23 protein-coding genes and 1 riboswitch are annotated in these 23,461 nt (G+C 41.7%); of the genes, 21 read left to right on the top strand and 2 right to left on the bottom strand.

Annotated elements, in window-relative coordinates:
- Positions 1 to 49: 49 nt before the first annotated feature.
- The 15 genes from LGO15_RS16080 to LGO15_RS16010 all read left to right on the top strand — a co-directional run bounded on the left by LGO15_RS16080 (position 50) and on the right by LGO15_RS16010 (position 15,479).
- Positions 50 to 469, top strand: a complete 420-nt coding sequence (locus LGO15_RS16080) for a hypothetical protein (protein WP_226085266.1) — start codon at positions 50 to 52, stop codon at positions 467 to 469.
- 160 nt (positions 470 to 629) lie between these two features.
- Complete coding sequence (locus tag LGO15_RS16075; protein WP_167831420.1) at positions 630 to 1,118, top strand: YpuI family protein; 489 nt, start codon at positions 630 to 632, stop codon at positions 1,116 to 1,118.
- Positions 1,119 to 1,288: 170 nt separating this feature from the next.
- Complete coding sequence (locus tag LGO15_RS16070) at positions 1,289 to 2,425, top strand: D-alanyl-D-alanine carboxypeptidase family protein (RefSeq protein WP_226085265.1); 1,137 nt, start codon at positions 1,289 to 1,291, stop codon at positions 2,423 to 2,425.
- Positions 2,418 to 3,005: a nucleoside recognition domain-containing protein gene (locus LGO15_RS16065; RefSeq protein WP_167831418.1), complete on the top strand. Its 588-nt coding sequence runs from the start codon at positions 2,418 to 2,420 to the stop codon at positions 3,003 to 3,005. The genes LGO15_RS16070 and LGO15_RS16065 overlap by 8 nt, the downstream gene beginning before the upstream one ends.
- A gap of 5 nt (positions 3,006 to 3,010) precedes the next feature.
- Complete coding sequence (locus tag LGO15_RS16060; protein WP_167831417.1) at positions 3,011 to 3,544, top strand: spore maturation protein; 534 nt, start codon at positions 3,011 to 3,013, stop codon at positions 3,542 to 3,544.
- 505 nt (positions 3,545 to 4,049) lie between these two features.
- Positions 4,050 to 4,775, top strand: coding sequence for a 23S rRNA pseudouridine(2605) synthase RluB (gene rluB / locus LGO15_RS16055; protein ID WP_167831416.1), 726 nt, complete (start codon positions 4,050 to 4,052; stop codon positions 4,773 to 4,775).
- Positions 4,776 to 4,838: 63 nt separating this feature from the next.
- Positions 4,839 to 5,360, top strand: coding sequence for a thiol-disulfide oxidoreductase ResA (gene resA, locus LGO15_RS16050; protein ID WP_226085264.1), 522 nt, complete (start codon positions 4,839 to 4,841; stop codon positions 5,358 to 5,360).
- A 30-nt stretch (positions 5,361 to 5,390) separates the two neighbouring features.
- Positions 5,391 to 7,016 carry a cytochrome c biogenesis protein ResB gene (locus LGO15_RS16045; protein WP_226085263.1) on the top strand — a complete coding sequence of 542 codons (1,626 nt, stop codon included), beginning with the start codon at positions 5,391 to 5,393 and terminating at the stop codon, positions 7,014 to 7,016.
- A 13-nt stretch (positions 7,017 to 7,029) separates the two neighbouring features.
- Positions 7,030 to 8,217: a c-type cytochrome biogenesis protein CcsB gene (ccsB, locus tag LGO15_RS16040; RefSeq protein ID WP_226085262.1), complete on the top strand. Its 1,188-nt coding sequence runs from the start codon at positions 7,030 to 7,032 to the stop codon at positions 8,215 to 8,217.
- A 112-nt stretch (positions 8,218 to 8,329) separates the two neighbouring features.
- Positions 8,330 to 9,046, top strand: a complete 717-nt coding sequence (locus LGO15_RS16035) for a response regulator transcription factor (RefSeq protein ID WP_041965633.1) — start codon at positions 8,330 to 8,332, stop codon at positions 9,044 to 9,046.
- Positions 9,043 to 10,830 carry an ATP-binding protein gene (locus tag LGO15_RS16030; RefSeq protein ID WP_167831412.1) on the top strand — a complete coding sequence of 596 codons (1,788 nt, stop codon included), beginning with the start codon at positions 9,043 to 9,045 and terminating at the stop codon, positions 10,828 to 10,830. Before LGO15_RS16035 ends, LGO15_RS16030 begins: the two co-directional genes overlap by 4 nt.
- A gap of 832 nt (positions 10,831 to 11,662) precedes the next feature.
- On the top strand, positions 11,663 to 12,214 hold the full coding sequence (sigX, locus tag LGO15_RS16025) for an RNA polymerase sigma factor SigX (protein ID WP_226085261.1): 552 nt from the start codon (positions 11,663 to 11,665) through the stop codon (positions 12,212 to 12,214).
- Entirely contained in the window at positions 12,189 to 13,424 is a 1,236-nt protein-coding gene (locus tag LGO15_RS16020) for a hypothetical protein (protein ID WP_226085260.1), read from the top strand. Before sigX ends, LGO15_RS16020 begins: the two co-directional genes overlap by 26 nt.
- A 212-nt stretch (positions 13,425 to 13,636) precedes the next feature.
- A complete protein-coding gene (locus tag LGO15_RS16015) occupies positions 13,637 to 14,599 on the top strand; it encodes a peptidoglycan DD-metalloendopeptidase family protein (protein WP_226085259.1) in 963 nt (320 codons plus the stop codon).
- A 67-nt stretch (positions 14,600 to 14,666) separates the two neighbouring features.
- Positions 14,667 to 15,479, top strand: a complete 813-nt coding sequence (locus LGO15_RS16010; RefSeq protein ID WP_226087915.1) for a histidinol-phosphatase — start codon at positions 14,667 to 14,669, stop codon at positions 15,477 to 15,479.
- Positions 15,480 to 15,558: 79 nt separating this feature from the next.
- Here the strand turns inward: LGO15_RS16010 and serA are convergent, their stop codons facing one another.
- Positions 15,559 to 17,133 carry a phosphoglycerate dehydrogenase gene (gene serA / locus LGO15_RS16005; protein ID WP_226085258.1) on the bottom strand — a complete coding sequence of 525 codons (1,575 nt, stop codon included), beginning with the start codon at positions 17,131 to 17,133 and terminating at the stop codon, positions 15,559 to 15,561.
- A gap of 296 nt (positions 17,134 to 17,429) precedes the next feature.
- Positions 17,430 to 17,562, top strand: a riboswitch (FMN riboswitch).
- A 165-nt stretch (positions 17,563 to 17,727) separates the two neighbouring features.
- On the opposite strand from serA, the gene LGO15_RS16000 reads away from it, so the two are divergent.
- Complete coding sequence (locus LGO15_RS16000) at positions 17,728 to 18,309, top strand: ECF transporter S component (RefSeq protein WP_167831406.1); 582 nt, start codon at positions 17,728 to 17,730, stop codon at positions 18,307 to 18,309.
- Between the two features lie 180 nt (positions 18,310 to 18,489).
- Here LGO15_RS16000 and LGO15_RS15995 read toward each other — a convergent pair whose 3' ends face one another.
- A complete protein-coding gene (locus LGO15_RS15995) occupies positions 18,490 to 18,738 on the bottom strand; it encodes a ferredoxin (RefSeq protein WP_023627496.1) in 249 nt (82 codons plus the stop codon).
- Between the two features lie 293 nt (positions 18,739 to 19,031).
- Here LGO15_RS15995 and LGO15_RS15990 point away from each other — a divergent pair, with 293 nt between their 5' ends.
- From LGO15_RS15990 to LGO15_RS15970, 5 genes are all read left to right on the top strand, one after another.
- On the top strand, positions 19,032 to 20,078 hold the full coding sequence (locus LGO15_RS15990) for a YpbB family protein (RefSeq protein WP_167831405.1): 1,047 nt from the start codon (positions 19,032 to 19,034) through the stop codon (positions 20,076 to 20,078).
- Positions 20,069 to 21,568 carry a RecQ family ATP-dependent DNA helicase gene (locus tag LGO15_RS15985; RefSeq protein WP_226085257.1) on the top strand — a complete coding sequence of 500 codons (1,500 nt, stop codon included), beginning with the start codon at positions 20,069 to 20,071 and terminating at the stop codon, positions 21,566 to 21,568. Before LGO15_RS15990 ends, LGO15_RS15985 begins: the two co-directional genes overlap by 10 nt.
- On the top strand, positions 21,568 to 22,170 hold the full coding sequence (locus LGO15_RS15980; RefSeq protein WP_226085256.1) for a CPBP family intramembrane glutamic endopeptidase: 603 nt from the start codon (positions 21,568 to 21,570) through the stop codon (positions 22,168 to 22,170). Before LGO15_RS15985 ends, LGO15_RS15980 begins: the two co-directional genes overlap by 1 nt.
- Entirely contained in the window at positions 22,163 to 22,888 is a 726-nt protein-coding gene (locus LGO15_RS15975) for a LysM peptidoglycan-binding domain-containing protein (protein ID WP_226085255.1), read from the top strand. The genes LGO15_RS15980 and LGO15_RS15975 overlap by 8 nt, the downstream gene beginning before the upstream one ends.
- Before the next feature lie 103 nt (positions 22,889 to 22,991).
- Entirely contained in the window at positions 22,992 to 23,450 is a 459-nt protein-coding gene (locus LGO15_RS15970) for a YpbF family protein (RefSeq protein WP_167831401.1), read from the top strand.
- Positions 23,451 to 23,461: the final 11 nt, after the last annotated feature.

Here is a 23,461-nt window from a genome sequence, read left to right as displayed (position 1 = left end):
TTCTACATAAGGATTTAATTAAGAATGAATGTCCAACGGGAGGAATACCATGCTTATTAAGCAATGTATTGGTTATGAACTTGAAAAAGAAAAATCAAACACCTCGGAGGATTTTTTCAACCGAAGCGAAGTCACTTTTGTAGAAGATGGCAAGGAGAAAACCCTGCATGTCCTTTATGTAAGGTTTTTTGATGAGTTGGCTGCAAGTATCACTCCATTTGCTCAGGATCCCATCTTCAAAGCTGGCGGTAAGGAAGTATACATGAGGGATTTGGTGGCACTGGCTGCATTGTTGAAAAATCCTGGATATCGACACCGCAAAAGGGTATATATAAATGAACAAAGAGAATTTGCGGAACTTTTCAAAGGCCTAGATTTCAATAAAATTCCGGGGATCTATGAAGGCATAGAGCAAAAAGGATCATATGAAGTGCGCTCTCCTTTAGATTATATTGTCCAGCCAGTCTAATTCCGTAAAACTTTGAATCTTTTCTCACAGGTTCTTTACATTCTTGGTTGCGGGTATACATCTATGTGAACCGATTCCAGAATGATGTTCTTCATTAGAGCCATAGGAGAGCAGCAAGTCTCGCAATAAGGAATGGTTAAAATCCATTGGGGGTGTCAGTTTGGGGAATTCAATCGTAAAAACACAAATCGAAGAAGTAAGGGGATTTCTGGCGGATACCGTTGTAAAGCTAGAAAACTACCTGAATGAAACAACCCTTGAAGAACTAATACAAGGGCAGACGTCAGATGAAGAATACTATAAAATCGTTCTTTCCAGCCTTCGAAAGCTGGCTGTATACTCCGATGAAGGCCTGGACGCTTGCAAGGTGATCCTCCAGGCAGAAGTATTCTCAAAGCCGGCAGCTGAGAAAACACTATACCGTATCTACTATCAATGCATCGAAGAGTTCTTCTCTCCTAAAAGTGATGCTTGGTATGAAGACAGCAGAGCCGCCTATACTGGTAAAAATGCAATCAAGTTCAGGCAGACTGTGCCTGCTCACCTGAATGAACTGATGGTCAGCCTTGAAAGCGGGTTTCAAAGAGCCCGCGAAGAGCTTGAATATTACGAAACAGATTACCGGACAAAAATGCTTCAATCCAGATAATGAAAGCCAGGGAACAGCTATTTTAAAAGCTGTTCCTTTTTTCATGACTTGATTTATTAAAATCAAGGGGAATATTAAGGCCACGCTGTTCTCTCCCTCCGATTTGTGTCATAACACACCTTGTCCTGCATAAACTTGTACAAACTGCCAAAGGAGACGAGGGTCTGTCAATGAAAAGGATTTCGATAAAATTATTGTTAATTGCCACTCTGTTGATTTACAGCATTCCTCAAACAGCACAGGCTACTGTTTCAGTAAGTGCCCGAAGCGCTATTTTGATAGAACAGGAATCTGGCAGGGTCTTATTTGAGAAAGATGCACACAAAGTAAGCAGGATTGCCAGTATTACAAAGATCATGACGGCGATTCTTGCGATAGAATCTGGCAAATTGGATGAGAAGGTGAAAGTAAGCGAGAAGGCGGTCCGTGCCGAAGGATCTTCTATTTATTTGAAGCCGGGAGAAAAAATCAGGCTGGAGGATCTGGTGTATGGATTGATGCTGAGATCTGGTAATGATGCTGCCGTCGCCATCGCGGAACATGTAGGTGGCAGCCTCGATGGATTTGTATACATGATGAACGAAAAAGCCCAGCAAATCGGTATGCAAAATACACATTTTGCGAACCCCCACGGATTGGATGATCATGAGAATCATGTTTCCACAGCCTATGACATGGCAATTTTGACTCGCTATGCAATGGAAAATGAAGTGTACAAGGAGATTTCTGGGACAAAAGTTCACAGAGCTCCAAATCCAACTGAAACATGGGACAGAGTCTGGAAAAATAAAAACAGGCTTCTGACAGAGAAGTATAAATATAGTACAGGAGGAAAGACGGGCTATACAAAGCGCGCGAAACGAACATTAGTCTCAACCGCCCAAAAGGATGATTTTGGATTAATTGCTGTCACTCTAAATGCACCTGATGATTGGAATGACCACATCCAGATGTTTGAAACAGCATTTTCAAATTACGATATTGCTGAACTTCTTTCAAAAGGAAAAGTTAAAGGGATTAAAGAATCCCACTATAAAGATAAAGTTTATCTGGATCATTCATTTGTTTACCCGCTGACTTCCGAAGAAGAAGATCTGGTCAGGGTAGAGTACAGATTGAAAAAGTTGGCTCCGAATGAGGATGATATGAGAGACCCTATCGCTGGCCGTGCGAATGTTTACCTAAACGATCAGCAGATTGCCAGTTTACCGGTCTATTACAAAGTAGACAAAGAAGAAGAAAAGTCATTTTTTGATCTTTTTAAAAACATCTTTACCTCAATAGCAGGGGTCAATGAACATGGTTAATTATATATGGGTGTTCATGATTCTAATCAGCCTTGGATTTGCGATGATGAATGGCACAATGGCTGAGGTGAATGAAGCTGTTTTTACAGGTGCAAAGGAAGCGATCACACTTAGTATCGGATTGATCAGCATCCTTGTTTTCTGGCTCGGCATGATGAGAATCGCTGAAGATTCAGGGCTATTATCCAAGCTTTCTGCATTATTTAAGCCGTTCATTTCAAAGCTGTTCCCTGAAGTTCCTCCCAGCCATCCAGCAATGGGCTACATACTATCGAATATGATTGCGAATATGTTTGGTCTAGGGAATGCTGCTACCCCTCTTGGGATTAAGGCAATGGAAGAACTAAAGGACTTGAATGATGGGAAAAGTGAAGCAAGCCGGTCGATGATCACATTCCTTGCGATCAACACAGCAAGCATCACCCTCATTCCAACCACTGTAATCGCAATCAGAATGAATTATGATTCCGCCAACCCGACAGATATCGTTGGACCGACGCTTGTAGCAACCGCTGTCTCTGCTTTTGCAGCAATATTAATAGATCGTTTCTTTTACTATAGAAGAAGCAAGAAGGGGTGAATCAAATGGAAATTGTATCTGCGATATCATTATGGTTCATCCCTGTTTTGATCGCTTTTATCCTGATCTATGGAACGTATAAAAAAGTTCCCACATATGAAAGTTTTGTAGAAGGCGGCAAGGAAGGGATCAAAATGGCTGTGTCCATCATGCCATTCCTGGTAGGGATGATGGTCGCCATTGCGGTTTTCAGGGCCTCCGGCGCACTTGATGTAATGGTGAATTGGATTCGTCCTGGACTTGAGATGGTGGGAATTCCTGCAGAAATTGTTCCGCTCGCGCTGATCAGGCCAATCTCAGGTACAGCGGCACTCGGAATTACCAGCGACCTGATTGGTGTCCACGGGCCGGACTCTTTTATCGGCACTCTAGCAGCGACCCTTCAGGGAAGCACCGATACAACTTTCTATGTCCTCACCGTTTATTTCGGAGCAGTCGGGATCAAAAAAATGGGAGATGCACTTAAAGTCGGCCTCCTTGCTGACGCAGTTGCCATCATAACAGCCATCATCGTCGTCACATTCATGTTTTCCAAATAAAGAAGATACCTCCAGCGGGTATCTTTTTTTTGCCCCTTGCAGCAGGAATATTGTATTTGAAAATAAACGGAAGAATTCCGGTTAAAATGGAATCGATCCTTCTTTTCTTAAAAATAAGGGTTGTTTTTTCCGCTTATTTGATCTAAATTGCTAGATTTCGTCTGATTTTTAGCAGTTAACCGGAATATCTCCTCTTAATCCAGCTTCATAGGCACCATCTATCTACAATAGCAGGAAATTCTCCTCTTAAGATTCTTCATACCTTCGCGATCAACAAAGATTGGTAAACACCCTATTTTTAAGCAACGTTATATAAGGAAAATATCCGTTTAGCAGGTGAGCTTAACGAAACAATGTTAAAGAACAATTAACATTCCCTATTTATTTTTCACTTTTTAAGCCATTGCTTACTTTGAAAACAGCGAGACTTATGTCATAATTCATAGGGATGGATTAGATATTAATATTAACCATAGGTAATTGATATTAAATAGGAGTGACCTTCATGGAAAGACTGCAAAAAGTGATTGCTCATGCAGGAATCGCATCGAGAAGAAAAGCCGAGGAATTGATCCTCGAAGGAAGAGTCAAGGTAAATGGCAGTGTTGTCAAAGAACTTGGCCGGAAGGTGACTTCATCTGACAGAGTAGAAGTGGATGGAGTGCAGATTGAAGGGGAAGAACCGGTTTATTTCTTGTTTTACAAACCCCGCGGAGTTATTTCGAGCGTACAGGATGATAAAGGACGCAAAGTGGTTACGGATTTTTTCCAGACAATCGAACAGCGGATCTATCCTGTAGGACGGCTGGATTATGATACATCGGGACTGCTATTGTTGACGAACGATGGTGAATTTGCGAATTTGCTCATGCACCCAAGTAATGAAATAGATAAGGTGTATGTGGCGAAGGTGAAGGGGATCCCTTCAAAAGAAAAGCTGACGAGCCTGGCTCGTGGCGTCATGCTTGAAGATGGGAAAACGGCGCCTGCAAAGACGAAAATGCTGAGTGTCGATAAAAAGAAAGATACCGCAATCGTTGAAATTACCATCCATGAGGGCCGGAACAGACAGGTCAGGAGGATGTTTGAAGCAATTGGGCACCCAGTATTAAAGCTGAAAAGAGAAAAATATGGATTCCTGACGCTGAACGGCTTAAGAACTGGGGAAATCAGGGAGCTTACACATCATGAGGTTAAGCAGCTCCGTGTCCTGGCTATGAAAAAATCATAGACTTACCGACTAATGGCAGTTGTAATGTTATAATGAGGGAGAAATACGGTGGGAGGTTTAGGAATGAAAAAGAAGCGTCTAATCACTCGAACTATTATTCTTGCGGTTATGGTTCTGGCTGTTGGCTATACATTATACGCCAACATGAATAAGGATAAAAACCAGAAGATTGTGATTGGAAAACCTGCTCCTGATTTTGTCCTTGTGGATATGGAAGGCAATAAACACAGGCTTTCTGATTATAAAGGACAAGGAGTTTTCCTTAATTTTTGGGCAACATGGTGCAAACCTTGCGAGAGAGAGATGCCTTATATTGAAAATCAGTACCAGCAGTTCAAGGATCAGGGTGTCCAGGTCCTGGCAATTGACTCCGGTGAATCAGAACTTGCTGTAAATAGGTTCATTGAGCGAAAAGGGATGACTTTCCCGGTCATGATCGACGATGGACCAGTCCAGGCCGCTTATGGTATTAACCCGCTGCCAATCACTTTTTTGATTGACAAAGAAGGCATTGTCTTAAAAAGCCATACCGGGGAATTAGATGAAAAAACAGTCCGTGATTTCATGGAACAGATAAAACCTTAAAAATAGTAAGGGGAACAGGGAGTTTTTACTATGAACGAAGTAAAATGTGAGTGCGGCCATGTAAATCCGCAGGGAACGATCCTATGTGAATCTTGCGGAAGACTGCTGGAAGAAAAAGAGAAAGAAAAGCAGCTCGTTGATATGCGCTATGAAGGTAGCGCGCGCCGGTCCCAAACTTATAACAAGACAATCATCGATAAAATCTGGAATTTCTTTTCATCAGTGAAGGTAGGGGTATGGCTGATCGTCATCCTCTTGATCGCATCCTCATTGGGTACGATTTTTCCACAGGAAATGTATATTCCGCCAGTCATGCCGGCATGGGAATATTATGAAGAGCAATATGGCTGGCTTGGTAAACTTTATTATGATCTGGGATTCCACAACCTTTACAGCTCCTGGTGGTATTTGCTTCTAATCGCTGGGCTAGGAATATCACTTGTTATCGCAAGTCTTGACAGGGTGGTTCCGTTATATAGATCCCTTAAAAATCAACGAGTGTCAAGGCATGAAAGCTTTTTAAAGCGCCAGAGAATGTTCGGTATGTCAGATGCCGAGTTGTCAGATGAAGCAGTAGGTAAGATTAAAGAAAATCTGACGAAAAAGCGCTATAAACTGCGTGAGGAGAATGGAGATATCCTCGCCGAGAAAAATCGATTTTCTCGATGGGGTCCCTATGTAAATCACCTTGGCCTGATCATCTTTTTGATAGGGGGCATGCTCAGGTTCGTACCTGGAATGTATGTGGATGAAATCCTCTGGTTAAGGGAAGGCGAAACAAAAGCAATCCCAGGTACAGAAGGCCAATATTATCTTGAAAACAATCAATTCATCTTTGAAGTATACGACAAAGATAAAGATGAGGAAGTCTTCCAGGATGCCATCAACAAGGCAGGGACTGTTGTGAAAAACTATCAGACCAATGCTACTTTATATCAAAGGCAGGGGGAAATAATCCCCGGGGAAAAACCTGAGCTTGAAAAGGTCCGTGACCAGGCAATCCAGGTTAATAAACCTCTAAAGGTAGACGGTTTTGCTTTATACCAGGTTGATTACAAGCTTGATGAAATGAACAAAATGTCATTAAATCTTGAGAATAAAGAAACACAAGAACAATTTGGTACTGTAGAAGTAGATTTATATGATCCGGAAATGCATTACGATTTAGGAAATGGTTATAAAGTTGAAATAATGAGCTATTTCCCGGATTTTGAATTCAATGATGATGGGGAACCAGCTACGAAGTCTCGAATTCCTAATAATCCTGCTTTTATTTTCAAGATGTTCTCTCCTGAGAATACGGAAGGTGAAGTCAGTTTCGTAGCCATCAGGCAGAATCTCGAGCCTTTAGGTGAAAATGATTACAAGATGACATTCGCAGGGATTGAAACGAAGAATGTTACTGCCCTGACTGTCAGAAAAGACCATACCCTTTGGATCATTGGGCTTGGTGGATTAATATTCATGATTGGTGTCATCCAGGGAGCATACTGGAACCATCGACGAGTATGGTTAAGACGTGTGAATGGCCAGGTTTGGACAGCAGCACATACGAATAAAAACTGGCATGGTTTGAAGAGAGAACTAGAAGATGTCTTCTCCGATTCAGGAATAGAGGCTCCAGAAGACCAGGTAGCCGAAGACAAGAAGGAGTAAGGAGGGAAAATTAATGGTTGAGTTGAGTTCTAACTTTCTGTTTACAGCGTTTATCCTCTATTTAGTTGGTATATTATTTTTTGGGGGAGCAATCAAGGATAAAAGGCATGCAGATCGAAAAAATGCCCCTAATAAATGGGCGAAAATTGGGATCCTGGTAACGATTGCAGGCTTCCTTTCCCAATTGACATTCTTTATTTTAAGGTGGGTCGCTTCAGGGCACGCACCGGTCAGCAACCTGTTCGAATTTACGACATTCTTCGGAATGTCCTTAGTTGGGGCATTTATCGCTATTTATTTCATTTATAAAACGCCATTGCTTGGCTTGTTCACCTTGCCGGTAGCGGCTTTGATCATTGCTTACGGAAGTATGTTCCCAAGGGAAGTAACCCCGTTGATTCCGGCTTTGCAAAGTTACTGGCTCCATATCCATGTAACGACAACAGCGATTGGACAAGCAATCCTGGCAGTAAGTTTTGCTGCAGGACTGATTTATCTTGTCAGAAGTGTTGACCAGTCGAAGAAAAGCAAAAGCACATTATGGCTTGAAATTGTTTTATTTGGATTGATCAGTACTCTTGGCTTTGTATTTGTATCGAGCTTCTTTGCAGCAACAGACTACTCAGCGAACTTCAACTATATCAACAAGGATGGACAGCCAGCAACAGAGGAATACACAATTCCTGCTTTGGTTGGTCCGCATCAATATGAGCTGACTGATAAAAATCGCTTTGAACCATTGTTCGAGACACCTGCCATCATCAGTGCGAAGAAGCTGAATACGGTTATTTGGTCGCTAGCAGCGGGTATAGTATTATATGGATTATTAAGAGCTATCCTGCGCAAGCGCATTGCTGCTGTATTGCAGCCATGGACGAAAAACATCAATATGGATCTCGTCGATGAAATAGGTTATCGTTCGGTACTGATTGGCTTCCCGGTATTCACGCTTGGCGGGTTGATATTTGCAATGATCTGGGCGCAGATTGCCTGGACGCGTTTCTGGGGCTGGGATCCGAAGGAAGTTTGGGCATTGATTACCTGGCTTTTCTATGCTGCATTCCTTCACTTACGTCTTTCAAAAGGTTGGCATGGCGAAAAGTCCGCTTGGCTTGCGGTCATCGGTTTTATCATTATCATGTTCAACCTGGTAGCAGTTAACCTTGTTATCGCAGGTCTGCATTCTTATGCAGGATCCTAATTTGTGTCAAATTTATGGCTGCCTTCACTGTCTTTAGTGAAGGCCTTTTTTAAAAAAGCATGGAAAGAAGACTCTTGTTTATGTAAAATAATCGCAGGGAGGGATATACCTTATGGAAAAAGACGTAAAGATTTTAGTAGTGGATGATGAAGAAAGAATCAGACGATTATTGAAGATGTATCTTGAAAGAGAGAACTATATAATTGATGAAGCAGAAGATGGCAATGAAGCGCTGGCGAAGTCGCTTGCAAACGATTACGATGTCATCCTTCTGGATTTGATGATGCCAGGTAAAGACGGTATCGAGGTCTGCCGTGACCTTCGTGAAAAGAAGTCAACACCTGTGATTATGCTTACCGCTAAGGGTGAGGAAGTGAACAGGGTACAAGGCTTCGAGGTTGGGACTGATGATTACATCGTCAAGCCGTTCAGCCCTCGTGAAGTTGTTCTGAGGGTCAAAGCAATGCTGCGCCGTTCGTCGAGCACTAGTTATTTGCAGACAGAAACGACGGCAAAAGACGTGATTGTTTTCCCTCATTTAACCATTGATAATGATGCCCATAGGGTTTTGGCAGATGGCAAAGAAGTCAGCCTCACGCCTAAGGAATATGAACTGCTCTACTTCCTTGCGAAAGCACCAGATAAAGTTTTTGACCGTGAGCAATTGTTGAAGGAAGTTTGGCATTATGAATTTTTCGGAGATTTGCGTACCGTTGACACTCATGTTAAAAGATTGCGTGAGAAGCTGAATAAAGTATCAGAACAGGCTGCTAAGATGATTGTGACAGTCTGGGGGGTTGGCTACAAGTTCGAGGTAGTCAATGAATGATGTTTTGGCGCAGTGTAGTAGGTAAGCTTTGGATTACCATCCTTTTGCTCGTTTCATTTGTGTTATTCATCCTGACAGTCATGTTGATGGAATTCTTTGAAAACTATCATATTAATGAAACCAGGAGAGGAATGACCAATACTGCTGAAAAAATAGCCAGGGTGCTGGAAGATCACCCTGGCCAGGAACAACAATTAGGTATAGAGATCGCATGGGAAATGGTCGACGATGATTCCAGGGTAACGATTGTTAAGGATAAGAATACTTATTTTTACTCACCTGGTGGAGAAGACACGACACATGTGCCCATTTCATTTTTTATGAATGATGACGATCTTTCTGCCGTTTTTAAGAACGACCAGACTGTAGATATGATTACTTCCATGCCAGGTGTTTCCAACGAAGTGGATGATACCCAGTATTTAATGATTGGTGTTCCGCTTCACCAATTTGAAAATGAAAATGGAGCAGTCTTCATATACCAGTCGCTTGAAGTAATGGAAGAGACGACAAGGCTGACAACCAAGTTCATCTTGCTTGCTGCAGGCGTCGCCATAGTCCTGACAACAATTTTTGCTTTCTTCTTGTCTACGAGGATTACTGCCCCTTTGCGAAAAATGAGGGAGGCAGCCTTCGAAGTCGCCAGGGGAAAGTTTGATACAAAGGTACCCATCCTCACTCATGATGAAATTGGTGAACTGGCCACTGCCTTCAACCAGATGGGCAGACAGTTGAAATTCAATATGAATGCATTGAGTCAGGAAAAAGAACAGCTGACAAGCATTCTTAGCAGTATGGCAGATGGAGTGATCACCTTTAATCGTGATGGAACCATCCTCATCACGAACCCGCCTGCCGAAGTATTCTTGAGATACTGGTATTATGAGCAGGGCCTGGCTTCCGAGAATACAGATGCCGTCCCATCCGAAGTCATGGAGCTATTCCAGCTTGCGGTCAATACGGAGAAAGAGCAGGTTGGGGAAATCACAGCACAGGGACGTACCTGGGTCATCATCGTCAGCCCGCTCTATAATAAAAGGTTCATCCGTGGAGCTGTAGCTGTTGTACGTGATATGACAGAGGAAAGAAAACTCGACAAAATGAGAGAAGATTTCATCGCCAATGTTTCACATGAATTGCGGACACCAATTTCGATGATGCAAGGTTATAGTGAAGCCATTGTCGATGACATCGCCCAAACTGATGAAGAAAAGAAGGAAATGGCCAAAGTTATTTACGATGAATCACTAAGAATGGGCCGCCTTGTTAATGAACTGCTCGATTTAGCCCGTATGGAAGCAGGTCATATTCTTCTGAACCTTGAAAATGTTGAAATCAATCCTTATGTAAACCGGATTATCCGTAAATTTCATGGTCTGGTGAAAGAGAAGGGGATTGAGTTATCAGTCCAATTCGATTCAGAAGAACGTGATTTCCGTTTTGATCCGGACCGTATCGAACAGGTTCTTACCAATCTGATTGATAATGCGATCAGGCATGTCCCTGATTCGGCATCTATTGTGATCAAAGGAAGAACCGATGAACGAGGCATATATTTTGAGGTGAGCGACCAAGGACCAGGTATTCCCGAGGAAGACTTGCCATTCTTGTTCGAAAGATTCTATAAAGGCGATAAGTCCAGAACTCGAGGTGTATCCGGAACCGGGCTTGGACTGGCTATCGCCAAGAATATTATCGACGCCCATCGAGGGAATATCTCTGTAAAAAGCAAACTCGGACAAGGAACGACATTTTCCTTTTTCATCCCTCGAAATATTGAATAACTTGCCGACTAATCTTGATTCACAAGGAACAAAGAACAAGTCCATCCCGTTTTTTTGTGGGTGGGCTTTTTTGAGTTTTTGAAAAAGGTAATTCTGTTCCCGCTATTGGACAACCTCAAGCAGAATAGAGGGGTAATTGTCCGTTAGAACGCCTCTAACGGTCAAACAGAAGCAGAATCTAGAGAAAATTGTCCGTTAGAATGCCTCTATCGGCCAAACAGAAGCAGAATCCAAGGAAAAGTGTCCGTTAGAGCACCTCTATCGGACAAACAGAAGCAGAATCCAGAGAAAAGTGTCCGTTAGAATGCCTCTATCGGCCAAACAGAAGCAGAATCCAGAGAAAAGTGTCCGTTAGAATGCCTCTATCGGCCAAACAGAAGCGGAATCCAGAGAAAAGTGTCCGTTAGAATGCCTCTATTGGCCAAACAGAAACAGAATCCAGAGAAAAGTGTCCGTTAGAACGCCTCTATCGGCCAAACAGAAGCGGAATCCAGAGAAAAGTATCCGTTAGAACGCCTCTATTGCCCAAACAGAAGCAGAATCCAGAGAAAAGTGTCCGTTAGAATGCCTCTATCGGCCAAACAGAGACAGAATCCAATGGAAAGTGTCCATTAGATCACCACCTCCAGGGTATGATCAATGGTAATTAAATGGAAAGTGGTCTTCAAGTCCTCATAGGATGATAAAGTTTGTTTTAAAGAATGGGATTCTGTTTTCGATTATTTTGTCCTCTAAAATTCCTTCCATTTCCATTCTAAAAATAATATAGTTAATATGAAACTTTAATTAATTATTTACGACTAATCTAATGAATACGGAGGCGAAAAGACCTATGAACTCCGTTTTTGATGAATTGTATCAAAAATATCATCATGACGTTTTTCAATTTTTATTTTATATGGTAAAAAGCAGGGAGTTGGCCGAAGACCTTGTGCAAGAAGTGTACATCCGCGTATTGAAGGCATACGACCGGTTTGAAGGCAAGAGCAGTGAGAAGACCTGGCTGTTTTCGATTGCGAAGAATGTCGCAATTGATTATTTCCGAAAACAAAAGGGCTGGAAACAGCGATTGCTTGAATCCTTCGATATGTCTGCACGCCAGGTAAGGGATGACCAGCCATTACCTGAGGAAATGGCTCTCCAAAGTGAAGAAATTCAAATGATGTACAAGTGCCTCGATCAATGCACGGTTGACCAGCGAATGGTCATCATCATGCGCTATATACATGAGCTATCCATAAGTGAAACAGCAGAAGCTTTATCATGGACAGAAAGCAAAGTGAAGACAACCCAGCACCGCGGGTTGAAGACGCTGAAAAAGCTTATGGAAGAAATGATTGTAAAGGAAGGGATGACTAGTGAAAAAGTCACAGCTAAGCGATAAGCAGCTAGAAGAAATCCTCGGCCAGATGCCAAAGATAAAAAATCATCGCGACTCTCGTGACATTTATTCAAATATCGCCCATCGTGTTGAAAAAAGAAAGAAAATGCCAGCATGGGTTATACCGGGCGCTGCACTTGCTGCCGTACTCTTCCTCGCCTTCATCCTTTCTCCTGGACTGCTTGGTGTTAACGACGCATCACAGGAAAGTATGGACAGAAACTCCGCCACAGAAGCCAAGTCGTCAATGGAGATGGATACAGCTGTCAGGGATGATTCGGCAAATAAAAGTGCTGCTGAAGAGGAGAACACCTTCATGGCGGATTCAGCAGCTGGTAAAGAAAAGGCAAATGAATTTGCCGCCATGGATCAAGTAAATCCATATGAGGGACTGATTTCATTATATCCTGAGGAAGTAGATACGGAGAATACGGAAATCTTTACTTATTCCATTCCTGACCAACAGGTGATGACAGTTGTTCCAGTAACGGTTACAACCCCAAAGCAAGAAGGGAAAAGATGGATAGACAGCTATACAGAAACAATGCCTAAGCTTAAAGAAGAGGAATGGGGATTGACAGATTACTATCCAATTGATGCATCTTGGAACTATGATGAAGCGACGAAAACACTGACAATGGATGTAAAGCCAGATCACCCATTTCAATATGGAAGTGCTGCAAACATTATTTTTGTTGATTCCATGACACAGAATTTCTCACGAGCAGGGATCGATAAGATGGTGTTGACGACAGAGGGCGAATCGGGGATTAATCTAGGGAACTTTGGCACCATGGAGGAGCTTCCGCTTAACACAGAAACAAAAAAGAGGCGGGCGTACTTGTTTTTGACTGTGGAGGAGGTACAGAATCCGTACCTTGTTCCAACCAAAGAACAGTTTAAAACAATTGGTGAGGCCTTTGCGCAGATGTGGAAGAGTGATGAGATAGGGTATCTCTCACCTTCCCTGCCGGATGATTTCAAGCTTGCAAAAACTGAATCAAAAGATAAAGTGTTAGAAATCACCTTAACTGATGATACGACTTTGAACGAAAGTTTCCTGCCACATCTCGAGGCAATCTTAATGACAGCGAGCGAGTTCGAATATACAGGTGTTAAATTCACAAATGCCAACATTGACCAGATTGGACCTTTCAATATGAACGAAGTCCTCTCGCTGCCACTCGCTCCGAACAAGAAAAATATTGACTAAAAGAAAGGCCATCCGGTCTTTCTTTTTTTTTGCTTAAGCACTTCAAAACGCTGGCACATAAACAAATTTTCCTTCTTTTGCATAAAAAAGCAGTTTCCCACCAATTATAACGAATGTGCTTTTTTTAGCTGCTTCTTTTCCGCGATCCAGTTCTATTTTTGTACAGGCTGTCATAGGGATGGAAAGGGAGCAAAAAGTTAAGGAGGAAGAAAATGCAGGATTACATAAAGCGTTTACTCATTGCCGGGATCATGGCACTTTGTATCAGTTTGCTATTTCTTGGCGGAAAGCACTCTCAGGCGGAAATGCTCGATTTAAAAGAATTAACTTCAGATTGGGTGTGGCCTGCTGATGGAGTTATAACAGACTTATATGGAACCCGTCATGGTCATCATAAGGGAATTGACATTGCTGGTGAGTTCAAAACACCTATACATAGTGTTGATAAAGGTATAGTAACAAAATCATATTTTTCTGGTTCCTATGGACATGTTGTGTTTATCAAGCATGATAACAACCTGGAAACTGTATATGCCCATTTGAATAAAAGAAACGTAAAAGAAGGACAGGTCGTCATGCAAGGTGATGTAATCGGATTGATGGGAAATACAGGCGATTCCTCTGGGGTTCATCTCCATTTTGAGATTCATAAAGATAATTGGACCTATGAAAAGGAAAATGCGATCGATCCTGTATTGGCACTAGGTGAAGCTGCAGTGGGACAGCCTATTTTAGCTATGGAGAAAAAAGGAAGTGAAGTGACGTTGGAGACAGTCGCCAAGCTTCGATTGATGGATAATATAGATATTAGTAATAAAGGTGAAAGCATACATCCTGACGATGAAAATAAAAATGTAGAGACGTCAGTTGCAGTTGAGCAGCGCTCTTTAGAAAAGCACACCGTCCAAAAAGGGGAGACTCTTTGGTCAATCGCAGGGAAATACGACACCACAGTAGAGACCATTAAAAAAGAAAATAATATCAGCAGTAACCATATCTCAGTGGGTGACATTTTAACAATTAAGAGTTCATCTAAAAAGAGTTATGTCGTTTCTTCCGGGGATACTCTCATCTCAATAGCAAGAAAGACAAACACGACTGTGGAAAAATTAAAGGCTCTGAACAATTTGACATCTGACACCATACAGCCACAGCAAATCTTAATTACTGAATAATCTCCCCTTGTACCATGCTGATTTCTGAAAGTATAATAGGTAAAAGAGTGCAAAGGGGATGGATACTATGCTGACGGATTACCACAACCATCTTGAGAGAGGCACATTGACGCTTGACTACTTGAAGAAATTCACGGATACAGCGCACCAAAAGGGCATCCAGCATTTCGGGATTTCTGAGCATGCTTATCATTTCTATCAGACTGCGGATATTTTACGCAATAGCTGGGTGGATGAACGCAGATACTATGATATGTCTGATTACGTTCACCTTTTCGAGGAAGCCTGGAGAAATGAAATCGACGTAAAAATGTCAATCGAAATGGACTACACTCCTGGCAAGCATAAGGAGATGGAACAGTTCATTAATAGCTATGACTTTGATTATGTTATTGGGTCGATCCATTGGATTGGTGATTTTGGAATCGACCTTGCGGAGTATCGCAAGGAATGGGACAGAAGAGATGTTTACGATGTTTATAGAAGTTATTTTGATCAGGTAGTAACGTTGGCTCAATCCAATCTGTTTGATATCATCGGTCATATTGACCTTGTCAAAATTTTTAAGTATGTACCTGAAGATGAGAGCTTCCTCATGGAACAGTACGATCGCGCAACCTCAGCATTGGCTCAGTCCAAGACCTGTGTGGAAATCAGCACGGCGGGATTAAGGAAGCCTACCCAGACTCTGTATCCGGATAAAAGGCTATTGCAGATGTGCTTTGATAAGAAAATACCGATTGTCTTGTCTTCAGATGCCCATGTACCTGAGCATGTCGGAGCCGATTTCGATCAGGCTCTTGAACTTGCAAGGGAAGTAGGCTATAAGGAAATCATGACGTTTTCCAAAGGTGAGCGAAAATCCTATCCTTTGGGATAAGATAGGGAATATCCTTGTGATGCAGGAAACGCATCACAAAAAATACAGGCCCCACTAATTGGAGGCCTGTTTGCTTTGTTTATAGAACGATACTATTGATTGTGACAATGTCCTGCAGGGATTCAAGCTTGCCGATCATATCTGTTGAAAGGGGCTTATCAAACGAGAGAACCATGATGGCTTCGCCGCCGGCCTCTTTTCTGCCAACCTGCATGGTCGCGATGTTCACACCATGGTCACCCAGCACCTTTCCTACATGTCCGATTACACCAGGTCGGTCCATATGCTGGATATACAAAAGGTTTCCTGACGGATGGAAATCGATATTAAAGCCATCGAGATTGACTATCCTTGGCCCGTAATGGTCAATGTAAGTTCCTCTCACGGTAAAAGATTCGCCATCCCCGCTTGCGGTAACTGTTATCGTATTTGCGTATCCATAGGAGTTTCCTGTCACTTTTTCACCGACCATGATTCCTCGTTCTTTTGCAATGTGGATGGCATTCACTTCGTTGACTTTCATATCAATGCGGTTTTCAAAAAATCCTGCAAGCAGGGCCTTTGTTAAAAAAGAGGTTTCAAGTTCCGCTGCCGTTCCTGAATACGTGGCTGTAAGCTCGCTGATTCCTTTGTTATGGCATTCAGAAACAATCTTCCCCATTTCTTTGGCTAGCTGGTGATAAGGTTGGATTTTTTCGTATATTTCTTTAGACATGGCCGGAAGATTGATCGAGTTGGCAACAGGGTTATTTTCAAAAAATGTTCTGATTTCGCTTGCGACCTGGGTGGCCACATTCAGCTGTGCTTCTTTTGTTGAGGCTCCTAGGTGTGGGGTGGCAATAACAGAATCAAACTTAAGTAAAGGGTGATTCTCTGGGGGTTCAACTTCAAATACATCCAGTGCAGCACCGGCAACATGACCGTTTTCAATGTAATGGGCGAGTGCCATCTCGTCAATTATTCCTCCTCTTGCACAATTCAGGAGATAGACACCTTTCTTTGTTTGGCTCAAAGTCCTTTCGTTAAGAAGTCCTTTCGTTTCCTTCGTCAAAGGTGTGTGAACCGAAATGATATCTGTTTCGGCTAGAACTTCCTCGAAAGACGATAATTGAACGCCCAAAACTGCTGCACGCTCCTTTGTCAGGAAGGGGTCAAATACCTTTACCGACATTCCGAAAGCCTTGGCTCTTTTTGCAAGCTCGGAACCAATCCTCCCTAAACCGATAATTCCTAATATTTTTCCGTAAAGTTCATTCCCAATAAACTTATTTCTCTTCCATTCGCCATTTTTAACAGTAGAGTGTGCCTGCGGAATGTTTCTCATTAATGCTGACATCATCGCAAAAGTATGTTCTGCGGTAGAAATGGTGTTCCCATCCGGAGCATTGACGACGACAATTCCTCTTTTTGTCGCCTCGGCGATATCGATATTATCCACCCCCACACCTGCACGGCCGACGATTTTTAGTGAGGGCATCAGATCAAGCAGTTCCTGGGTTACTTTTGTTGCGCTTCTGACAAGAAGGGCGTCAACCTTTTGTAAATCAATAATTCCTGAATCTACACCTCCGATATGTACATGGATCCCATCCTGTTCTAATAAGGGCCGTAAGCCTTCTTCCTTAATTGAATCTGCCGCTAGAACGTGAAACATCCTTTTACCCACTCCTTTTAGTGAAACAAAGTGTTAATTTTCTGATTATTTTACAAAACGAATATTCTTTTGTCAAACTGCGAGATTGTTCATAAATACAATGCAAGCGCTCTCAAAGATAACTGATTTATATTAAATATATTCTGTTATTCCGAATTTAGCAGAAGTTAATTATAAATAGTGTGGGCAATCAAGGGCAGGTGGGCTTCTTTACCTAACGGTCAAAAAATCTTCACAAGCATACACCTTCACAAATGATTTTTTTTTCAGTATAATAAACCTGTTAAATAAATATGGTCTATCTTCGGGGCAGGGTGAAATTCCCGATCGGCGGTAATGAGATCCATTCTCTAAGCCCGCGAGCCTGTATGGGCAGGATTTGGTGCGATTCCAAAGCCGACAGTATAGTCTGGATGGGAGAAGATGGAGGTTCTGCAGACGATCAAAAAATGCAGGTTTTGATCGTTTATTAAGCATGCCTTTCACAAGTCTCCCTCAAGTACTGAAAACTTGGGGGTTTTATTTGTTATGGGTATGTGATTGCCGAATCTTTCTTCTTTATGTGAGATGGATCTCTATAAGGAGAGAGGAAAAATGAAAAAATTTAGTGTCAAAGCAATGGTTTCGATTGGAATGCTTAGCAGTATCTCTTATGTATTGATGCTGTTGAATTTTCCGCTGCCGCCATTTCCAAAATTCTTAATGGTCGACTTCAGCGATCTTCCTGCATTGATAGCTGCGTTGATTTTTGGTCCGGTAGCTGGTATTTTAGTAGAATTCTTGAAGAATACGCTTGATTATTTTATGACGGGCAGTGATACGGGTGTTCCCGTAGGCCATGTTGCCAACTTTGTAGCAGGGGTTTTATTCATCCTGCCAACCTACTATATTTATCAGCGTATGAAATCAAATAAAGGAATGACGTTTGCTCTCGTGGCTGGGACAACAAGTATGGCCATACTGATGAGTGTGCTTAACTACTACGTGTTCCTTCCTGCCTACACATTGTTCTTGAATATGCCAGCTATGTCTGGCCCAGAAACCAAGGCGATGATCGTTGCAGGGATTTTACCATTTAACTTCGTAAAAGGCATATTGATGTCTGTCATTTTCATGCTGATGTTCACAAGAATGAAAACATGGATCGAAAGACAGCAAACTTTTAAAAACGCATAAACTTAACTTATATAGATTGATAAAAAAGCAACGGCCTGCACCGTTGCTTTTTTGATTTATAATAGGACTGATTAAAGATTGCTTTAGCACTTGTAATTACCCAATTGCAGTCTTTGGGAAAGCAATAAGGAGTATAAAAAACAAAAAATTCCCGCTTGTAAGCGGGAATTATGTATTTACTTATTCAAACTTAGTAGCATCTCCGTTGAAAGGCTCATCAGCAACTTTGATTGAGTCTGTTGGGCAGCCTTCGAATGCATCCATCATATCGTCAATCAATACATCAGGAATCTCAACGATCCCTTCGTTTTCATCAAGTGTTACGAATGCAATGCCTTCATCGTCGTAGTCGTAGATATCTGGAGCAGCTGCACCGCAAGCTCCGCATGCAATACAAGTTTCTTTGTCAACAATTGTGTACTTAGCCATGATATAATTCCTCCCAAGTGTTTAACAATAATATGCTGTTTCCACCGAATTAGTGAAAACGTATTCCTCATACCTATTGTAAAACTGTATCGCCAACATTTCAATAAAAAAAGTATTGAGAATGCTTATCACACAAGGCGTTGAGTGATTTTTTCGTTGAAAATAAAACATTTTACAAGATATTTTCATGTTAAAATAATGGTATATTATTTTTCTGCTATAGTGGGCAACGAATATTATGTTGCCCTTTGCTTAATTTTTCATTCAAGGGTGATTTTATGGGGATAACTTATTTGGAAACAGTTGTTTTGTCTATTTTGAATAAAATCAATGGCGAAAGAACTATATATTCATTATTTCACCTTCTTCAGGGCAAACGTTCCTCGCAGACGATTCAAGATGCTCATTTGTATAAAATCACCCCATATTTTCATACATATCCAACAGTTACCCGTACTGCACTTGAAAAAATGATTGATAGGCTGAAGCAAAGGGGACTTGTGGAGGAAATTGCAGAAAGAAAGGTCATTTTAACTGAAAAGGGAAAGCGTGAGCTGGAACAAAAATTAGGTGATTATAACCTTCCTGAACATTTGAATGGCTGGAAATACCACCAGGTAACGGATAGTTTTTGGGAAAGATTGACGCTGCTGATTCAGGTGAGTTCAAACCTGATTCATCATGAACGATCCTTTATCCCGGTAAGGAATAAGCGAGAAACCCATATTTGGGTTAAACAATACATTAGACAGCAAAATGAAGATCGTTACAAGCTTTCAGAAAGGCTATATGTAGAGCTCATATCTGCTCTTGATAATGAAAAAACGAGGCCGGAATTAGTTGTTTTAAGGCTGACAGGTTTCAAAAAAATTGGATTGACGACCATGCAGGCTTCTGAAGAGACTGGCCTGGAACCGGCACACTATCATTTCGAATTCTTAAATTGCCTGCATGCATTGTTTGATAAGGTGGTAGGAAACGAACATACCTATCCATTATTAAGTGGAATGATCAAGAAAGCGGAACGAAGCGTGCCTTTGACGATATCAACTGACAAGACATATAGATTGATGCAAAGGGGTTACACCCTGGAAGAGGTTGCAGCTGTCCGGAACCTTAAACAAAGCACGATAGAAGACCATGTTGTGGAAATAGCCCTCTCGATCAAGGAATTCAATATAGACGACTATGTGCTTAAAGAGAAAAGAGAAAGAATCCTTCAGGCAGCTTACCAGAATAGTGCGAAAAAATTAAAGCAAATCAAGGAACAAGTAGCGGATGCTTCCTATTTTGAAATCAGGCTTGTTCTGGCTAAATTTGGTGATAAAGAATGGAGTTAAAAAAATATTTAAAAAGGTATTTTGGCTTTGAAGAATTTCGTTCAGGGCAGGAAGAAACGATACAATCCGTTTTAGAAAATAAACATACCATTTCCATGCTGCCAACTGGAACGGGAAAGTCCCTGTGCTACCAGTTACCGGGTTATCTTTTGGACGGGCCTGTTTTGATTGTTTCTCCGCTGCTGTCACTCATGCAAGATCAGGTTGACCAAATGATGGCAATGGGTGAAAAGCGAGTGATTGCCTTGAATTCCTTTTTGTCACCGCAGCAGAAAGCTAAAGCATTGGAAGAACTCGAATGGTATCGGTTTATCTTCATTTCTCCAGAAATGCTGGGGATTGATTCAGTATTGAACCGGATTGAAAAATTGTCTGTCTCACTGTTTGTTGTAGATGAGGCCCACTGTATTTCTCAATGGGGATATGATTTTAGGCCGGATTACCTCAAACTGGGAGAGTTCAGGGACAAACTTGGCGGCCCTTTGACTCTTGCGCTGACAGCAACGGCTTCAGAGGAAGTTCGAATAGATATTGCCGAAAAACTTCATTTAGGAGATTGGAAAGAAGTGGTCTATTCGGTCGACCGTCCTGCTATATCACTTGGTGTGGAATTCGCATCTACCTTCCAGGATAAGCTGGACCGGACAGTGGAGCTGGTGAGATATTTGAAAGGTCCAGGAATCATATATTTTTCCAGCAAGAAAGTGGCTGAACAAACCGCCGCCTATATGAGGGAAAATGGAATCATGAGGGCCATGGCTTACCATGGGAGCCTGGACCCGGAAAGCAGGATCCTCATCCAGCAGCAATTCATCAATGGTCAACTGGATGTAGTTTGTGCCACAAGCGCTTTTGGGATGGGGATTAATAAAGAAAATGTCCGATATGTAATTCATTTCCACATGCCTATGCAAATTGAATCCTATCTCCAGGAAATAGGAAGGGCAGCAAGGGACGGCCGCGATTCGACCGCTGTCCTGATTTACACTCCGGGTGACGAACAGCTGGCGTACCAGCTCGCAGAAGGGGAGCTGCCTGATCAATACCAGATTGATAGGCTGTTTGTCTTTTTAATCGAAAACCAGATACATTATGATGATCTTGCCGGGCGTGCTGAAGAACTGTCAATGATATGCGGCTTCACCGAGATACAATGGAGAATTGTCGAAGATTATCTGTCTAGTATTGAAAGTATAGATTATAACAGGGATAAAGTAAGCCTGGTCCAATTAATCGAAAATCGCTTGGTTGTAAAAAACATGAAGATCAAAAAGATGCTCGAATGGATTCACACGAAGGAATGCAAGAGGACATTTATTTTGAGTTTGTTCGGCGAAGAGATACAGGAACGGCCCCATAATTGCTGCAGCAATTGTGGGATTGATATAAGTGATTATGAAGACACCGGACAATCTGCTGGTCAATGTGATGCAGAGTTGGACTGGAAGCAGGAATTGGCTTCAATTTTATTGATAAGAGAGCGGATATAATGAAAAATCAATATAAGGAAACTGTGGCAGGGCTTACTGAAAAAGAACTACTTTTCCACTTGGTTGCTACGCAAATATTACTATTAACGATATCGGGTATATTAGGTATGATATTGTTTGATAGCTTAAATGAATTCAAAGAAATATTTATTTGGAGAGATTGGAGCATATTGTCAATTGGTCTCACTGCGGGGGCCGCAGTTGTAGTTATGGACTTCATCCTCATGAAATATCTGCCTAAATCCTATTATGACGATGGCGGCTTGAACGAAAGGATTTTCAAAAATAGAAGTATCATTCAAATTATGCTTATTGCGGCAATGGTGGCAATAAGTGAGGAAATACTTTTTAGAGGAGTCATCCAGACGAATACTGGATTAATCATATCGAGCATCATTTTCGCAGTCGTTCATTATCGTTATCTGTTCAATTGGTTTTTGTTTACAAATATCATTTTACTGAGTTTCTTAATTGGCTATATTTATATGGTGACCGATAATCTTCTAGTTACAATCGTGATGCACTTTTTCATAGATTTTATCTTAGGTTTGATTATTAAATTCAGGACTCATGCAACAGTTGGGGGTACAGACAGTGAATAAGGAAAAACCTATCAGGGACCAGGCGGAGCGGCTTAGAAAAAGAGTTGAGCGCAAATCCGAGAACATCATTGAAAAAAAAGAATCGCTTCCACCAAGAAGTGAGATGCACAGGCAAAAACAGAAAAAAACAAAAGTGAAGGTGAAATATCCGGTCATCAGGCTGATGGCTCTGTTTTTCATCCTGCTCCCTATATCATTTTTCAGCATCCTCTCTTACCTGGATAGCAATAAGATGCCTTTAAATAAGAGCCTGGAACGTGCTGGGGTAGAAACAATCAAGGTAGAAAGCAAGGATGATACAAATAGTAAGGAACAGGAAACGGATCAGGAAGCACCTTCCTATGAGGAAATTGCCAATCCGGATGGGATTGATGTTGTCACAGCCGGACCGGCTCCTTCAAGCAGCGGGGACAAAAACACGGTGGAAGCACCAGTTGGTGATGAGGAAAAAGAAGGCGGGAAAACAGCGGTACCAGCCTCCGCTGAGACCGAACAAGAACCAGCCATTGCAGCAGATACCACAGCAGCAGATGAAAAAGCAGCCGAAAGCAGTGAAGAGATCATCTATCATACCGTAAAACCGAATGAAACTTTGTTCAGAGTAGCAATGACCTACTATAAATCCCAGGATGGAATCCCGATCATCAAAAAAGCAAACAACATCCAGGGCAATGAGATTCAAGCAGGACAAGTATTGAAAATACCGATCAAACATTAGCCGGAGTGAACTCCCGGCTTTTTTTGATTGATGACTTTTTTTGTACAATATTCATATCTCCATGGACAAGTTCATAAAAATGGTATAAAGGGGAGGGCTTGCCATGGAACAAGAAATCATCAATCTGGATGACCGGACAGATCCAGCGACAAAAAGGATGCTGCAGAATTTAATCGACCGCAAGAAAAAGTTCGACCGCTTTAAATCTAGGCATCTTTTATCCGTATGGGCAACGATAGGATTGATTACCATTTACTTTTACTATCTTTATATAACGGTTCTGAAGCCGTATTCCTATTCGTTCGCTGAGATATTTTCCGTTTATGTCCAGAATTCCGCAAATCTATATTTCCTCATTTTAACGGTAGGAACCTACGGATTTATGATCCTACTGAAAGAGAAGCGCGAAAAGGCAGAAAAGGAATATCAGGCACTCCGTTGTGAAATAGTAGACCGAAGTAAGGATCTCTGGAAAAAAGAAGAGGAATGGAAAAATCGCCATATTGTTTTTGATATGATGAAGAAACAGTTTGATATCAATCTGTTTCATGAAAATAAATAAGAAGCATCCAA

The sequence above is a fragment of the Mesobacillus sp. S13 genome (assembly GCF_020422885.1).
In the GTDB taxonomy this organism is placed as follows: domain Bacteria; phylum Bacillota; class Bacilli; order Bacillales; family Cytobacillaceae; genus Mesobacillus; species Mesobacillus selenatarsenatis_A.
The sequence above is the reverse complement of the archived record's forward strand: the minus strand, read 5'-3'. Positions and strand labels throughout refer to the sequence as shown.

Coding starts and splice junctions, on each gene's coding strand:
- LGO15_RS16080 (WP_226085266.1), top strand. CDS start 50: ATGCTTATTAAGCAATGTATTGGTTATGAACTTGAAAAAGAAAAATCA.
- LGO15_RS16070 (WP_226085265.1), top strand. CDS start 1,289: ATGAAAAGGATTTCGATAAAATTATTGTTAATTGCCACTCTGTTGATT.
- LGO15_RS16065 (WP_167831418.1), top strand. CDS start 2,418: ATGGTTAATTATATATGGGTGTTCATGATTCTAATCAGCCTTGGATTT.
- LGO15_RS16060 (WP_167831417.1), top strand. CDS start 3,011: ATGGAAATTGTATCTGCGATATCATTATGGTTCATCCCTGTTTTGATC.
- rluB (WP_167831416.1), top strand. CDS start 4,050: ATGGAAAGACTGCAAAAAGTGATTGCTCATGCAGGAATCGCATCGAGA.
- resA (WP_226085264.1), top strand. CDS start 4,839: ATGAAAAAGAAGCGTCTAATCACTCGAACTATTATTCTTGCGGTTATG.
- LGO15_RS16045 (WP_226085263.1), top strand. CDS start 5,391: ATGAACGAAGTAAAATGTGAGTGCGGCCATGTAAATCCGCAGGGAACG.
- ccsB (WP_226085262.1), top strand. CDS start 7,030: ATGGTTGAGTTGAGTTCTAACTTTCTGTTTACAGCGTTTATCCTCTAT.
- LGO15_RS16035 (WP_041965633.1), top strand. CDS start 8,330: ATGGAAAAAGACGTAAAGATTTTAGTAGTGGATGATGAAGAAAGAATC.
- LGO15_RS16030 (WP_167831412.1), top strand. CDS start 9,043: ATGATGTTTTGGCGCAGTGTAGTAGGTAAGCTTTGGATTACCATCCTT.
- sigX (WP_226085261.1), top strand. CDS start 11,663: ATGAACTCCGTTTTTGATGAATTGTATCAAAAATATCATCATGACGTT.
- LGO15_RS16015 (WP_226085259.1), top strand. CDS start 13,637: ATGCAGGATTACATAAAGCGTTTACTCATTGCCGGGATCATGGCACTT.
- LGO15_RS16010 (WP_226087915.1), top strand. CDS start 14,667: ATGCTGACGGATTACCACAACCATCTTGAGAGAGGCACATTGACGCTT.
- serA (WP_226085258.1), bottom strand. CDS start 17,133: ATGTTTCACGTTCTAGCGGCAGATTCAATTAAGGAAGAAGGCTTACGG.
- LGO15_RS16000 (WP_167831406.1), top strand. CDS start 17,728: ATGAAAAAATTTAGTGTCAAAGCAATGGTTTCGATTGGAATGCTTAGC.
- LGO15_RS15995 (WP_023627496.1), bottom strand. CDS start 18,738: ATGGCTAAGTACACAATTGTTGACAAAGAAACTTGTATTGCATGCGGA.
- LGO15_RS15985 (WP_226085257.1), top strand. CDS start 20,069: ATGGAGTTAAAAAAATATTTAAAAAGGTATTTTGGCTTTGAAGAATTT.
- LGO15_RS15980 (WP_226085256.1), top strand. CDS start 21,568: ATGAAAAATCAATATAAGGAAACTGTGGCAGGGCTTACTGAAAAAGAA.
- LGO15_RS15970 (WP_167831401.1), top strand. CDS start 22,992: ATGGAACAAGAAATCATCAATCTGGATGACCGGACAGATCCAGCGACA.